The sequence below is a fragment of the Micromonospora sp. NPDC049801 genome (assembly GCF_040656575.1).
Lineage (GTDB): Bacteria > Actinomycetota > Actinomycetes > Mycobacteriales > Micromonosporaceae > Micromonospora.
Map to the genome: position 1 here is coordinate 43,498 of NZ_JBFAMS010000009.1, position 12,937 is coordinate 56,434.

Below are 12,937 nucleotides of genomic sequence, written 5' to 3' on the forward strand. Positions count from 1 at the left end.
GTCATTCTGCCCAGCGGGTACGACAGAAAAACCTCACTCCTCGCTGAACCGGCGGCCGGCGTCCCGGCAGGCCGCGAGTAGCTCCCGGGCGTACCGCGGGGTGGCGCCGGCCAGGCCACACGCCGGGGTGACGACCACCTGCTGGGCGAGCTGCCGGCGGGGAAAGCCGAGGCGGTCCCAGATGTGGCGTACCCGATCGGCGATCTGCCCGGAGGTCGGCACGCCACCGGCCGACGGCGGCCGGGTCGGCGCGGCGCCGGCCAACAGCCCGAGGCCGGCGTCGATCGCCTCGCCCAGCGGATCCAGGTCGGTGACGAGACCGAGGTCGAGGGCGACCGCGACGGCCCCGGTGGAGCGGATCAGCTCCAACGGCACGTCCGGGGCGCAGCAGTGCACCACCGTGGGTACGCCCACGGCGTCGACGACCGTGCGCAGCAGAGCAGCGGCGTCGGCCGACTCCACCGCCCGGTACGCGCCGAGCCCGCTCTCGGTCGGCACTCGTCCGGCCAGCACGGTCGGCAGCGACGGCTCGTCCAGTTGCAGCAGCACCGACGCCTGGGGCAGCCGTCGCGCGACCGCCGCCACGTGCTCGCGCAGCCCTTCGGCGAGCGAGCCGGTGAGGTCGCGCACGGCACCGGGGTCGCGCAGCAGCCGGCCACCGATCGGCAGCTCCAGCGCGGCGGCCAGGGTGAACGGGCCGCCGGCCTGCACCTTGATCGGGCCGGCGTACCCCTCGGCCTGCTCGGCGAGCTGGTCCAGGTCACGCTCCATCAGGTCCCGGGCCCGGCGCAGGTCACGGCCGGCGCGGGGGGCGACCCGCCAACGCCCGGTGTACAGCTCGACGGGCAGCTCGACCAGCAGCCCGGCGCTGCGCCCGATGAGGTCGGCTCCGGGGCCTCGGGCCGGCAGCTCGGGCAGGTGCGGCAGGTCGGGAAGCTCACCGAGAACCACCCGCTGGGCCTCGGCAATGTCGGTGCCGGGCAGCGAACCGATGCCGGTCGCCGCGCCCGCCGGCCAGGGCCACGCCTGATCTGTCACGGCCGAAGGCTATCCCGGCGCCCCTGCCGGCCGTGCGACGACCGCCCGACCTGCACGCCGCGCCAACGACCAGCAGACGTGCACGCCGATCGGCTGGGTGCCGTGCCGATCCCGACGTCGGTCGCCGGCCAGCAGCCGCCCGCTCAGCCGGAGATCGTGGCCGAGCCGAGGACGATGTCGCCGGCCGGGTCCGGTCGGTAGGCCACCAGGGCCTGGCCGGCGGCGACGCCGCGGACCGGTCGGCGCAGCTCGGCGTGCAGCGCGTCGCCGTCGAGGTCGACGGTCGCCGGCACCACGTCCCCGTGCGCGCGGAGCTGCACCTCGCACTCGACCGGCGCGTCCGGGCGCGGACCGCCGGTCCAGACCGGGCGGACGGCCCGGACCTCGGACACCTCCAGCGCCTCGGCCGGACCGACCGTCACGGTGTTGGTCTTGGGCGTGATGGAGAGCACGTAACGCGGGCGACCGTCGGGGGCGGGCCGGTCCAGGTGCAGGCCGCGACGCTGGCCCACCGTGTACGCGTACGCCCCGGTGTGGCTGCCGACGACCGCGCCGGTGCTCGCGTCGACGACGTCGCCGGGCGTCTCGCCGAGCCGGCCGGCGAGGAAGCCACGGGTGTCACCGTCGGCGATGAAGCAGATGTCGTGGGAGTCCGGCTTGTCGGCCACCGCCAGGCCGCGCTCGGCGGCCTCCGCGCGGACCTGCGCCTTGGTCGAGTCGCCGAGCGGGAACATCGAGCGGTCCAGCTGCTCGCGGGTGAGGACCGCCAGCACGTACGACTGGTCCTTGGCGATGTCGACGCTGCGGCGCAACAGCCCGTCCGGGCCGAGCCGGGCGTGGTGACCGGTGACCACCGCGTCGAAGCCCAGCGCGATCGCCCGGTCCAGCACCGCCGCGAACTTGATCTTCTCATTGCACCGCAGGCACGGATTAGGCGTACGACCTGCGGCGTACTCGGCGACGAAGTCGTCCACCACGTCCTCGTGGAACCGGTCCGCCATGTCCCACACGTAGAACGGAATGCCGATGACGTCGGCAGCCCGGCGGGCGTCCCGGGAGTCCTCCAGCGTGCAGCAGCCGCGCGCCCCGGTCCGGTATGTCTGCGGGTTACGGGCCAACGCCAGGTGCACGCCGGTCACGTCGTGCCCGGCCGCCACCGCCCGCGCCGCCGCCACGGCCGAGTCAACCCCGCCCGACATCGCCGCCAGAACTCTCACCAGCGAACCCCCTTCCCCACCAACCCTAACCACCACCCCGCCAAACCCCCACCCCGCCTTACCGGGTCGATCATGGAGTTGTGGTGGTTGACAAAGGCCTCTGAACCCCACACTCCGGGCACCACAACTTCATGATCGACCGCACCGGAGGCGCGGGCGAGGGCGTTTCGGGGCGGGGGGGTTAGCGGGGGGTTCGGGGGGCGGCGGCTCTCCGGGCTCGCTCCACGGCTGCGGGGAGGGCCGACACCAGGGCGTCGATCTCGGCCTGGGTGCTGGTGTGGCCGAGGGTGAAGCGCAGCGACGATCGGGCGCGGTCGTCGTCGGCGCCCATCGCCAGCAGCACGTGCGACGGCTGGGCGACCCCGGCCGAGCAGGCCGAGCCCGTCGAGCAGGCGATGCCCTGGGCGTCGAGCAGGAGCAGCAAGGCGTCGCCCTCGCAACCCGGGAAGGAGAAGTGCGCGTTGCCGGGGAGCCGGTCGGTCGGGTCGCCGTTGTAGATCACCTCGGGCACCGCCCGGCGGACCCGCTCGATCAGGTCGTCGCGCAGGGCGGCCACCCGGGCCGCGTACTCCTGCTGGCCCTTGACCGCCGTCTCGACGGCGACCGCGAAGGCGACGATGCCGGCGGTGTCCAGCGTGCCGGAACGGACGTCGCGCTCCTGACCGCCGCCGTGCAGCAGCGGTACGGCGGCCACGTCCCGGCCGAGCAGCAGGGCGCCCACCCCGATCGGGCCGCCCAGCTTGTGACCGGTGACGGTCAGCGCGGCGGCCCCGCTGGCGGCGAAGTCGACCGGCACCTGGCCGACGGCCTGGATGGCGTCGGTGTGGAACGGCACACCGTACTCGGCGGCGACGGCGGCCAGCTCGGCCACCGGCTGCACGGTACCGACCTCGTTGTTGGCCCACATCGCGGTGACCAGGGCCACCCGGTCGGCGTGCGCGCTGAGCTCGGCGCGCAGGTTCTCCGGGTCGAGCCGGCCGGTGGGGTCCACCGGCAGCGAGCCGACCTCGGCGTTCTCGTGCTCGGCCAGCCAGTCGACCGAGTCGAGCACGGCATGGTGTTCGACGGCGCTGGAGACCACCCGCCGACGGTCGGCGACGGCGTCCCGGCGGGCCCAGAAGAGGCCCTTGACCGCCAGGTTGTCGCTCTCCGTGCCACCGCCCGTGAAGATCACTTCGGACGGTCGGGCGCCCAGCACAGCGGCCACCCGTTCGCGCGACTCCTCGACCTGGCGACGGGCACGACGACCCGCCGCGTGCAGGGAGGACGCGTTGCCGACCTCGCGGGCGGTGGCGACGTACGCCTCCAGTGCCTCGTCGAGCATGGGGGTGGTAGCCGCGTGATCCAGGTAAGCCATCACCCTTCAGCGTACGGCCGACCGGCCAGTGACCTGAGGGCGGAGTGGCCTGCGCGCGACGCGCCGGGGTGGGACGGCCACCCCGGCACGAAGCGGACGCGGCCCGCTCAGGCGGGCACCGCCGTGACGACGATGTTGTCGCGGTACCTGCGGGCCTTGGCGTCGAACGGCCCACCGCAGGTGATCAGGGTCAGCCGCGGCTTGCCGTCCCGGGCGAAGTAGCGGTCCAACGGGATTTTGGTCTTGGCGTACTCCTCCCGGGCGACGACCCGGTACCGCCGCGCCGTGCCGTCACTGCCGGTCGCGGTCAGCGTGTCGCCCCGGTCCAGCTCGCGCAGCCGGTAGAACGCGCCCTTGCCCTGTCTGGCGCTGTCCACGTGCCCGGCGATGACCACCGATCCGGCGTCGGCCTCCAGGCCGGGGCCGTAGCGGTACCAGCCGATCTCGTCGACGCTCGGCGGCACCTCGAACTCGTTGGTGCGCTCGTTGATGCCGACCGCGTTGACCGTGGCGGTGACACCGATTCCCGGGATGACCAGCCGGACCGGCGGGACGGCCTGAACGCCGGCGGGCAGGTCACCGCCGGTCACCGGCACCGACGGGACGGCCGTGGTCGGGGTGGCGCTGGCCAGCGCGGTCGCCTCCTCGGCACCGACGGTTCCGGCCGGCTGCGAGTTGCACGCCACCAGGGTGGCGACGGTGAGCGCGGCAGCGCCGGCGGCCAGAGCCGCCAGCGCGCCGCGGTTGCGCACCGTCACTTGCGGCCGGTCCGCGCGGTCGCCATCCGCGCCCCACCACCGACCAGCAGGAGTACGCCGGCACCGGTGAGCACGTACCACCAGGTGCCCACGCCGGTACCCGCCTGACCACCGTCACCGCTCGGCACGCCGCCCGGCGCGGAGTGCAGGCCGGTGATCGTCTGGGCCACCACGTCGAGGTTCTTGCCCTCGGCGGAGCCGATGGCGTAGACGATCGTGGCGGTGCCCTCCTTGAGGTTCAGGTCCGCCGGGCCGATGGCCACGGTGTCGGTGCCCGCCAGCACCACGTCCGCCTTCACCGCGCCGGCGTCGACGTCGCCCTTGGCCTCGTTCGGGTTGGTCAGGCCCTTGAAGACCGGGGTGCCGCCGGCCCGTACGTCGACCGCCGGGGCGGCCGCCGTGTGCCGGACGATCAGACGGGCCTTGCCGGCGTCGACCTTGGAGACGTCGTTCACGAACGGCGTGATCTTCGGCTTGCCGGCGGCGTCGAGGTGTGCGGCGATGCTGATGTTCGCCCCGCCCGGCACCTTGGCGTCGTCGACCTTGAGGATCGCGCTGCCGACCGGCTCACCGGGCTTGGTGAGGGCGATGTCGTACTCCCCCTCGGCCAGGTTCAGCGGACCGGCGACGTCACCGGGCTTGAAGTTGTCAAGCGTCTTCTTGCCGTTGACGTAGACGTCGACCGGGGTGTCCGGGATGCCGTGGACGACGGAGACCTTCGACGTGGCGGCGTACGCGGGCGTGGCGGTGAACGCGCCGACACCGGCGAAGGCGAGCGCGGCGACCGCGCCGCCCGCGGCGACCCGACGGAAGTACGAGAGCTGCATGTCTGCCTCCTGGTGATTGGTGCTGATTCGTCAGGCCTGGCTTGCAGAACGGGTTACGCCGGCTCCGCGACGGGCGGATGCGCTCTCGACGCGTTTCTTTTTCTCGGTTCCGGCCGCATCCAGATCACCGTCAGCGGCCGAAGAGCAGGTGAGATGACTTTGACCGGGAGAGTGGGGCGAGGGCTGTGGCAGCTACAGTCGGGCATGCCCCATCGAAGGCGGGCCGCCCCGTGACGGCGCTGCCACCGCAACCGGACCCACCGGCGGACGACCTCGCGGCCCGGTTCCGGGCCGGGGACGAGGCGGCGCTGCGTACGGCGTACGAGCGTTACGGCCGCGCCGTCCTGCACCTGGCGACCACCATGCTGGCCAACCGGGCCGACGCCGAGGACGTGACCCAGGCGACGTTCGTGGGCGCGTGGCTGGGCCGGGAGACCTTCGACCCGGCCAAGGGCTCGTTGGTCGGCTGGCTGCTCGGCATCGGGCGGCGCAAGGTGATCGACCGCATGCGCGCCTCGGCGCGGGAAACCCGGGTGGTGGAGACGGTCCGGCAACTGCCCGAGCCGGCGCAGACCGGGCCGGACCCGGACCGGGTGGTGGATCGGCTGGTGATCGCCGACGAGCTGGCACGACTCCCGGACGACCAGCGGCGCATGCTGGAGTTGGCCTTCTACGACGACCTGACACACCAGCAGATCGCCGCGGTGACCGGGGTGCCGCTGGGCACCGTGAAGAGTCACATCCGGCGCGGCATGGCGAGCTTGAAACGCAGATGGGAGGTGGATGGTGCAGCACCTGGAGCACGAGCGGCTGGTCTTTCTGGCGCTCGGTGAGAGCGACGCGGACGACGGGGAGCGCACCCACCTCGACACCTGCGCGCACTGCCGGACGGAGCTGACGACCCTGCGGCAGGTGGCCGGGCTCGGCGCCGAGACGCAGGGCCTCGGCGACCTGCCCGACCCGCCGGAGCACATCTGGCAGGGCATCGAAGCCGAGATCCGGGCGGCCGAGGGCACCGCGGTCCACGCGCCCGTAGCCGTGCTGACCGGAGCCGGCCGGCAGCAGGTGCCCGCGCAGGCGCACGGGACGGCGGCCGAGGACGCCGACGGCGGCACCACCTCCGCGACGGTCACCCGGCTGGACCCGACGCGCCGGCCCCACCGGGGTCGCGGCTGGTCCCGCTGGGCGGCCACGGCGGTGACCGCCGTCGCGGCGGCGGCGATCGGTGTGCTGGGCACGGTCTCGGTGCTGAAGCCGACCGAACCGGAGCCGGCGAAAACGCCGACGGTGCTGGCCAGCGCGCCACTGGCGGCGTTCGGCTCGACGCCGAAGTCGGCCCAGGGCGACGCGCGCGTCCTGCAGGGCGGCCAACTACATCTGCATGTGGCGAATCTCCCGCGCGTGCCGGGGTACTACGAGGTCTGGCTCATCAACCCGACGACCATGGAGATGTTCTCGATCGGCACCCTCGGTGGCGACGCGGACGCTCTGCTGCCCCTGCCCCCGAACGTCGACCTCAAGAGCTATTCGGTGGTCGACGTGTCCGCCGAGCAGTACGACAACAACACCCGCCACTCGGGCGACAGCCTGTTGAGGGGCACCCTGACGGGCTGATCGGCGGGCCGGCTCAGCTCCCCGGCCCGCCGATCAGCTCCCCACCGAAAAAGTGGCCGCCCGTCACGACGGGCGGCCACTTTCTGCGTCACACGCTCACTTGCGCTTGCGGATCTCCTCGGCGGCCTGCGGAACGATCTTGAACAGGTCGCCCACCACGCCGAAGTCGGCCAGCTCGAAGATCGGCGCCTCGCCGTCCTTGTTGACGGCGACGATCGTCTTCGAGGTCTGCATGCCGGCCCGGTGCTGGATGGCACCAGAGATGCCCAGCGCCACGTAGAGCTGCGGAGAGACGGTCTTGCCGGTCTGACCCACCTGGAACTGGTGCGGGTAGAAGCCGGAGTCGACAGCCGCGCGGGACGCGCCAACGGCGCCACCGAGCAGGTCGGCCAGCTCCTCGACCAGCTTGAAGTTGTCGGCGTTGCCGACGCCACGACCGCCGGAGACGACAATGCCGGCCTCGGTCAGCTCGGGCCGCGAGCCCTTCTGCTCGGCGACCCGCTCGACGACCCGGGCCAGCTTGTCGGTGTCGGTGACCGACACCGTGAGCTGCTCGATCGTCGGGGTGGCCGCCGCCGGGGCGGGGGTGACCGAGTTGGGCCGCACGGTGACCAGCGGCAGGCCCTTGGTGACCTTGGACTTGACGATGGTGGAGCCGGCGAAGGCGACCTGGGTGGCGGTGCCGTCGGCGTCCAGGCCGACCACGTCGGTCAGGATGCCGTTGTCGAGCTTGACGGCGAGGCGGGCGGCGATCTCCTTGCCCTCCTGGGCCGACGCCAGCAGCACGGCGGCCGGCTGTACCCGCTGGACCAGCTCGGCCAGCACGCTCGCCTTGGGGGCGACCAGGTAGCCGTCGATGTCGTCACCCTCGGCGGCGTAGATCTTCTGGGCGCCGTACTCGCCCAGTTTGCCGCTGAGCGCCTCGGCGGCGCCGACGCCGCCGAGCACCACCGCGCTCGGGGTGCCCAGCTCACGGGCGAGGGTGAGCATCTCGAGGGTGACCTTCTTGACGCCGAATTCCTTGGTGGCTTCGACGACGACGAGAACCTCAGACATGTCAGATCCCCCTCTCACACGAACTTCTCGGTGGCGAGGAACTCGACCAGCTTGACGCCGCCCTCGCCCTCATCAGTGATCTTGGCACCGCCGGAACGCGGCGGGCGCTTGGTGTGCTCGACGACGGCGCTGGTCGCGCCGTCGAAGCCCACCTCGGTCGGCGCGACGCCCAGGTCGGCCAGGGAGTACGTCTGCACCGGCTTCTTCTTCGCGGCCATGATGCCCTTGAAGGAGGGGTAGCGCGGCTCGTTGATGGTGTCCCAGACGGAGACCACGGCCGGGGTGGCGGCCGTGACGACCTCGTACCCCTCCTCGGTCTGCCGCTCGACGGTCAGCGTCGCGCCGTCGACGGTGAGCTTGCGCGCGCCGGTGAGCGCCGCGACGCCGAGCCGCTCGGCGATCATGTGCGGCATGACCTGCACCCGGCCGTCGGTGGACTCCGCGCCGCAGATCACCAGGTCGGCGTTGAGCTGCCCGAGGGCGGCGGCGAGCACCTTGGACGTCGCCACCGCGCAGGAACCGTGCAGGGCGTCGTCCACCACGTGCACGGCCTTGTCGGGACCCATGGAGAGCGCCTTGCGGATCGACTCGGTCGCCCGGTCCGGACCCATGGTCAGGATGGTGACCTCGCCACCGTGCGCCTCCTTGATCTTCAGCGCCTCCTCGATGGCGTACTCGTCCATCTCGTTGATCACGTTGTTCGCCGAACCGCGGTCGACGGTGTTGTCGTCACTGCGCAGGTTGCGGTCCGCGCCCGAATCAGGCACCTGCTTGACGAGTACGACGATATTCATCGCGCTTCGACGACCCTCCTGTGTGGTGTTGCGATTGGCTCGCCCGGTCTGGGCCGCAGCCTCGCGTGTCGGTCGACGCCCGGTCAACCGCGGGCTGCTGTGCAGTTGCCCACGCAGCAATGTTACCTGCCAGTAGGTTACCGCTGCCGGGCACGCAGAGTGACACAGGTCACCGGCGTGGCGCAGGTCAGACGGGTTCGGCCAGCGCGCCCCGAATCCGGTCGATGACCGCGGCCTCGGCGGGGGCCACCCCGTCGTGTGCGTGGGCCACCCGGTCCGCGGCGTTCAACACCACCGACCGGTACGCCTCGACGTCGGCCGGCGACTTCTCCCGCAGGATCCGTACCGCCCGGCCGAGCGCCGGCAGCACCACCGCCTCGATCTCCAACTGGGAGTCCCGGGGCAGGCGGGGCAGCGGGCCGGTGGTCAGCGCGTCCTTGACCACGCCGCTCGCGTCGGCCAGCGCGCCGGAGGCGGCCACACTCTCCCGGATCACGCCCAGCATCCCCGGGTCGGCGTTCGAGACCAGGAAGACCGCGCCGAACGCGCCCGTCTTGAGGGTCAGGCGCTCCTCGTCCGTCAACCGCTGCTCCATGATCACGGAGTGTAGACGTATGGCGTGGTGGTGGTGACGGCTACGAGTCCGAGTCGCTGGAGGATCGGCCGGCTGTCCTCGGAACAGTCGACCTGCACGAGCGTCCGACCCCGCTGCTCGGCCAGCCGCGCCCGGTAGTTGACCAACGCCCGGTAGATGCCCTTGCGCCGCCACTGCGGCAGGGTCGAGCCGCCCCAGAGGGTGGCGAAACCGGTGTTCGCCAGGTACCGCACCCAGCCGGCGCTCACCACCACCCCGTCCGCCTCGGCCACCACCACCGTGATCGAGTTCGGGTCAGCGTCGATCTCCTTGGCCAGACCCGTCACGAGGTGCGAGCGGTCCTCGCGCCAGACCTCCTCCTCCATGGCGGCGATCCGCTCCAGGTCCTCCCGGGCGGTCACCTCACGCAGGCGTACCCCCTCGGGAACCACCGGCAGCGCGGCGGCGAGCGGCGCGACCGGCCCGACCACGACGGTCTCCCGGTCCTCCGGCACGAACCCGGCGGCGCGCAGCCGGTCCGCCAGGTCGGCCGGCTCGTCGTGCTCGTTGAGCTTCCACTCGACCGACATGCCGCGCTCACGGAAGAACCGCACCTGCCGGGCGATCAGCTCGTCCAACGCGTCGCCGGTCAGCCCGCCCAGGTCGCGGTACGTGAGGAAGCCGCCGGCGTCGAGCCCGATGATCCGCACGAGCGGACCATCCCGCTCGACGGTCACGCCGGCCGGAACCGGGTCGGGGATCTCCGGGCGGATCTGGTTGTCGTAGGCGGCGCGCAGCGTGTTCACATCAAGATCGGTCACCTGACCAGGCTAAGCGGCGAGGGAAGCGGATAATCTCCCAGCGTGTGGGAAGCGATCAGGCGATGGTTCGACCCGGCGGAGGCGCGCACCGTCGGTGAGAGACCGGACTACCGGTTCTCCCTCGCCAACGAGCGGACCTTCCTCGCCTGGCTGCGCACCGGTCTCGCGCTGGTCGGCGGCGGGCTGGCCGCCGCGCAGTTCCTGCCGCCGCTGCCAATGAGTCACCTGCGGGAGGTCATCGCGGTCGCGCTGCTGCTGCTCGGTGGCGCCGTCGCCATCCGCGCCGTGGACCACTGGGCGCGTACCGAACGGGCCATCCGGCTCGGTCAGGAGCTGCCCGCCTCCCGCTTCCCCGCCATCCTCGCCCTCGCCGTGGGCGCGGGGGCGATCCTGCTGGTCCTCGCGGTCCTGGTCCGGGCGATCGGGGAACGGTGAGCGCGGTACGCGACCCGGGGTTGCAACCGGAGCGGACCCGGCTGGCCTGGCGGCGCACCCTGCTGACGCTGACCGTGGTGACCGCGCTGGCGGTCCGGCTGGCGTCGAACGGCGGCCCGTTCGGCGCGCTCGTCGTCGGCGCGGCCGTGCTCGTCTGGGGCGGCCTGCTCGTGCTCTGCTGGCCGCGGGCCACCGGCGTCGGCGCGGCCCGTACCGGCGGCCGGACGCTGCCGCTGGTCGCGTTGGGCACGGTCGGGCTCGCGCTGCTCGGCGTGCTGCTGACAGTTCGCGGACTACGCTGACGGGACGCCGTGCGCCATGATGGGTGCATGGCCCGGCTGTACGTTCTCCTCTTCCTGGCGCAGATCGTCCTCGCCGTCTGCGCGCTGATCAGTTGCCTGTCCGCCGAGGAGGGTCAGATCCGTGCCCTGCCCCGGATCGCCTGGGTGCTGATCATCCTGTTCTTCCCCCTGGTCGGGTCGATCGCCTGGTTCGTCGCCGGTCGGGAGCCCGGCACCGCGAGCCGCACGGTGTGGCCGGGTGGCCCGAGCGCAGCCGAGCGGCAGCCGCGCCGTCCACTCGCTCCCGACGACGACCCGGAGTTCCTCCGCTCGGTGCAGGACCGCGCCAAGCAGCAGGACCAGGAACTCTTCCGCCGCTGGGAGGAGGACCTGCGGCGGCGTGAGGACGACCTGCGCCGCCGCGACGGTGAGCCGCCCCGCGAGGGCGACCGGCCGGAGGTGTGACAGCGCCGCCGTCGCCCCGCGCGGGACGACGGCGGCTGCCGGCTCGACTCAGGCCAGGTTCGACGAGCGGGGGTACGCGTCGGTCGGGTCGGTGAGCACGTTGACCAGGTACGGCACCCCGGAGTCGAAGGCCCGTTGCAGTGCCGGCGCAAGGTCGGCGGCCTTCGCGACCGTCTCCCCCGCACCGCCCAGCGCGCTGACCACCGTGTCGTAGCGCAGCTCCGGCTGGAGGTCGGCGGCGACGTCGTAGCCGTACATGGCCCGCATCGGGTGCTTCTCCAACCCCCAGATGCCGTTGTTGCCGACGACGATCACCACCGGCAGCTTCTGGCGGACCAGCGACTCGACGTCCATCAGCGAGAAGCCGGCCGCGCCGTCGCCCATCAGCACGCAGATCTGCCGGTCCGGGTGGCTGACCCGGGCCCCCATCGCGTAGCCCATGCCGGTGCCCAGGCAGCCGTACGGGCCCGGGTCCAGCCAGGTGCCGGGCTGCGACGGCTCCAGGTAGCGCCCGGCGTACGAGACGAAGTCACCGCCGTCACCGATGGTGATGGCGTCGGGGGCGAGCGCCCGGCGCAGCTCGCCGTAGATCCGGGCCGGCCGGATCGGGTCGGTCTCGGCGGCCATCTCGGCGGCGTCCCGGGCCTTCGCCGCGTCCTCGGCGACCCGCAGGTCGGCGATCCAGTCGGCGTGGTCGGCCCGGTCACCGGCGTGGTCGGCCAACGCCGAGAGGATCAGCCGCAGGTCACCGGCGGGGGCCACGGCCGGCTGCACGTGCGTGGCGCGCTGGCTGGGAGCGTCGACGATGTGCACCACCTTGGCGTCACCGAAGTCGCCGAAGCTGAGCCGGAAGTCCAGCGGCGTGCCGACCACCACGACGACGTCGGCGCCGGAGAGCGCGGCGCGGCGGGCCTTGGCGAAGGCGAGCGGGTGCTCCGGCGGCAGCGAGCCACGGCCCATGCCGTTGGTGAACACCGGCACCTGCAACGCCTCGGCAGCCTCGCGCAGCGCGGCCACGGCGTTACCGGCGTACACGTCCGAGCCGGCGATGATGACCGGCCGCTGCGCGCCGGCGATCAGGGTGGCGGCCCGGCTCACCTCGTCCGGGTCGGGTTCGACCGCGTCGACGCCGGCCGGCGTGGGCAGGTCCGCGTCGGCGACCGAGAAGACCGTCTCCAGCGGGAAGTCGAGGAAGACCGGGCCACGGTGCGGGGTGAGCGCGGCGGTGAGGGCGGCCCCGACCGCGCGCGGGATGTCGTCGGTGCTGAACACCGTCTCGGCGTGCTTGGTGACCGGGGCGACCAGCGGCAGGTGGTCCATCTCCTGGAGGCTGCCCGAGCCCCACCGGAAGGCGGGCGCGCGACCACCGAGCACCAGCACCGGGGAGGCGTTGAAGAACGCGCTGGTCATGCCGGAGATGCCGTTGGTGACACCGGGGCCGGCGGTGAGCACGGCGAGGCCGGGTCGGCGCTGGAGCTTCGCCACCGCCTCGGCCGCGAAGACCGCCGACTGCTCGTGCCGGACGTCGTAGATCGGGAAGTCGGTCTTGTGCGCGGCGTCGTAGAGCGGAAAGACGTGCCCGCCGGAGAGCGTGAACATCTCCCGTACGCCGTGCGCGCGCAGTGCCGCGAGCGCCAACTCGCCGCCGTGACCCTCGATCCGCTCCGTCATCGCCGCTCCTTTGGTCGCAGATGGCCGAC

General features: G+C 72.7%; 15 protein-coding genes. 5 read left to right on the forward strand and 10 right to left on the reverse strand.

All coding sequences use genetic code 11. The features are described 5' to 3' along the window. Positions 1-33: 33 nt before the first annotated feature. From AB0I89_RS17760 to AB0I89_RS17780, 5 genes are all read right to left on the reverse strand, one after another. Positions 34-1,038 carry a methionine synthase gene (locus tag AB0I89_RS17760; protein WP_357127427.1) on the reverse strand — a complete coding sequence of 335 codons (1,005 nt, stop codon included), beginning with the start codon at positions 1,036-1,038 and terminating at the stop codon, positions 34-36. A gap of 143 nt (positions 1,039-1,181) precedes the next feature. Continuing rightward, positions 1,182-2,255 carry a tRNA 2-thiouridine(34) synthase MnmA gene (mnmA, locus tag AB0I89_RS17765; RefSeq protein ID WP_357127430.1) on the reverse strand — a complete coding sequence of 358 codons (1,074 nt, stop codon included), beginning with the start codon at positions 2,253-2,255 and terminating at the stop codon, positions 1,182-1,184. A gap of 181 nt (positions 2,256-2,436) precedes the next feature. Next, the gene (locus tag AB0I89_RS17770) at positions 2,437-3,612 is read right to left on the reverse strand and encodes a cysteine desulfurase family protein (protein ID WP_357127433.1); all 1,176 of its coding nucleotides are present in this window, start codon (positions 3,610-3,612) and stop codon (positions 2,437-2,439) included. Between the two features lie 107 nt (positions 3,613-3,719). Beyond that, positions 3,720-4,370 (reverse strand): class F sortase, encoded by a 651-nt coding sequence (locus AB0I89_RS17775; protein ID WP_357127436.1) that lies wholly within the window; start codon positions 4,368-4,370, stop codon positions 3,720-3,722. Next, on the reverse strand, positions 4,367-5,197 hold the full coding sequence (locus AB0I89_RS17780) for a DUF4397 domain-containing protein (RefSeq protein ID WP_357127439.1): 831 nt from the start codon (positions 5,195-5,197) through the stop codon (positions 4,367-4,369). Before AB0I89_RS17780 ends, AB0I89_RS17775 begins: the two co-directional genes overlap by 4 nt. Positions 5,198-5,427: 230 nt before the next feature. Here AB0I89_RS17780 and AB0I89_RS17785 point away from each other — a divergent pair, with 230 nt between their 5' ends. Then, positions 5,428-6,030 carry a sigma-70 family RNA polymerase sigma factor gene (locus tag AB0I89_RS17785; RefSeq protein ID WP_357127442.1) on the forward strand — a complete coding sequence of 201 codons (603 nt, stop codon included), beginning with the start codon at positions 5,428-5,430 and terminating at the stop codon, positions 6,028-6,030. Then, positions 5,984-6,811, forward strand: a complete 828-nt coding sequence (locus tag AB0I89_RS17790) for an anti-sigma factor (protein WP_357128016.1) — start codon at positions 5,984-5,986, stop codon at positions 6,809-6,811. The genes AB0I89_RS17785 and AB0I89_RS17790 overlap by 47 nt, the downstream gene beginning before the upstream one ends. A gap of 96 nt (positions 6,812-6,907) precedes the next feature. Here AB0I89_RS17790 and AB0I89_RS17795 read toward each other — a convergent pair whose 3' ends face one another. The 4 genes from AB0I89_RS17795 to AB0I89_RS17810 all read right to left on the reverse strand — a co-directional run bounded on the left by AB0I89_RS17795 (position 6,908) and on the right by AB0I89_RS17810 (position 10,056). Continuing rightward, on the reverse strand, positions 6,908-7,867 hold the full coding sequence (locus AB0I89_RS17795; protein WP_357127445.1) for an electron transfer flavoprotein subunit alpha/FixB family protein: 960 nt from the start codon (positions 7,865-7,867) through the stop codon (positions 6,908-6,910). Between the two features lie 14 nt (positions 7,868-7,881). After that, positions 7,882-8,661, reverse strand: a complete 780-nt coding sequence (locus tag AB0I89_RS17800; RefSeq protein ID WP_357127448.1) for an electron transfer flavoprotein subunit beta/FixA family protein — start codon at positions 8,659-8,661, stop codon at positions 7,882-7,884. Between the two features lie 187 nt (positions 8,662-8,848). Next, positions 8,849-9,256 (reverse strand): hypothetical protein, encoded by a 408-nt coding sequence (locus AB0I89_RS17805; protein WP_357127450.1) that lies wholly within the window; start codon positions 9,254-9,256, stop codon positions 8,849-8,851. A 2-nt stretch (positions 9,257-9,258) separates the two neighbouring features. Beyond that, entirely contained in the window at positions 9,259-10,056 is a 798-nt protein-coding gene (locus tag AB0I89_RS17810; RefSeq protein WP_357127453.1) for a GNAT family N-acetyltransferase, read from the reverse strand. Between the two features lie 42 nt (positions 10,057-10,098). On the opposite strand from AB0I89_RS17810, the gene AB0I89_RS17815 reads away from it, so the two are divergent. From AB0I89_RS17815 to AB0I89_RS17825, 3 genes are read left to right on the forward strand one after another with little or no spacing between them, the layout of a single operon-like run. After that, positions 10,099-10,491 carry a DUF202 domain-containing protein gene (locus tag AB0I89_RS17815; RefSeq protein WP_357127456.1) on the forward strand — a complete coding sequence of 131 codons (393 nt, stop codon included), beginning with the start codon at positions 10,099-10,101 and terminating at the stop codon, positions 10,489-10,491. Next, entirely contained in the window at positions 10,488-10,793 is a 306-nt protein-coding gene (locus AB0I89_RS17820; protein WP_357127459.1) for a DUF202 domain-containing protein, read from the forward strand. Before AB0I89_RS17815 ends, AB0I89_RS17820 begins: the two co-directional genes overlap by 4 nt. A 27-nt stretch (positions 10,794-10,820) precedes the next feature. Continuing rightward, positions 10,821-11,237 (forward strand): PLD nuclease N-terminal domain-containing protein, encoded by a 417-nt coding sequence (locus tag AB0I89_RS17825; RefSeq protein WP_357127462.1) that lies wholly within the window; start codon positions 10,821-10,823, stop codon positions 11,235-11,237. A gap of 48 nt (positions 11,238-11,285) precedes the next feature. On the opposite strand, the gene AB0I89_RS17830 is transcribed toward AB0I89_RS17825, so the two are convergent. Then, positions 11,286-12,908, reverse strand: a complete 1,623-nt coding sequence (locus AB0I89_RS17830; RefSeq protein ID WP_357127465.1) for an acetolactate synthase — start codon at positions 12,906-12,908, stop codon at positions 11,286-11,288. Positions 12,909-12,937: the final 29 nt, after the last annotated feature.

Bases quoted from the DNA above. Each gene is read 5' to 3' on its own strand.
- AB0I89_RS17780 (WP_357127439.1), bottom strand. From the start codon at position 5,197: ATGCAGCTCTCGTACTTCCGTCGGGTCGCCGCGGGCGGCGCGGTCGCC.
- AB0I89_RS17770 (WP_357127433.1), bottom strand. From the start codon at position 3,612: ATGGCTTACCTGGATCACGCGGCTACCACCCCCATGCTCGACGAGGCA.
- AB0I89_RS17795 (WP_357127445.1), bottom strand. From the start codon at position 7,867: ATGTCTGAGGTTCTCGTCGTCGTCGAAGCCACCAAGGAATTCGGCGTC.
- AB0I89_RS17800 (WP_357127448.1), bottom strand. From the start codon at position 8,661: ATGAATATCGTCGTACTCGTCAAGCAGGTGCCTGATTCGGGCGCGGAC.
- AB0I89_RS17830 (WP_357127465.1), bottom strand. From the start codon at position 12,908: ATGACGGAGCGGATCGAGGGTCACGGCGGCGAGTTGGCGCTCGCGGCA.
- AB0I89_RS17805 (WP_357127450.1), bottom strand. From the start codon at position 9,256: ATGGAGCAGCGGTTGACGGACGAGGAGCGCCTGACCCTCAAGACGGGC.
- AB0I89_RS17825 (WP_357127462.1), top strand. From the start codon at position 10,821: ATGGCCCGGCTGTACGTTCTCCTCTTCCTGGCGCAGATCGTCCTCGCC.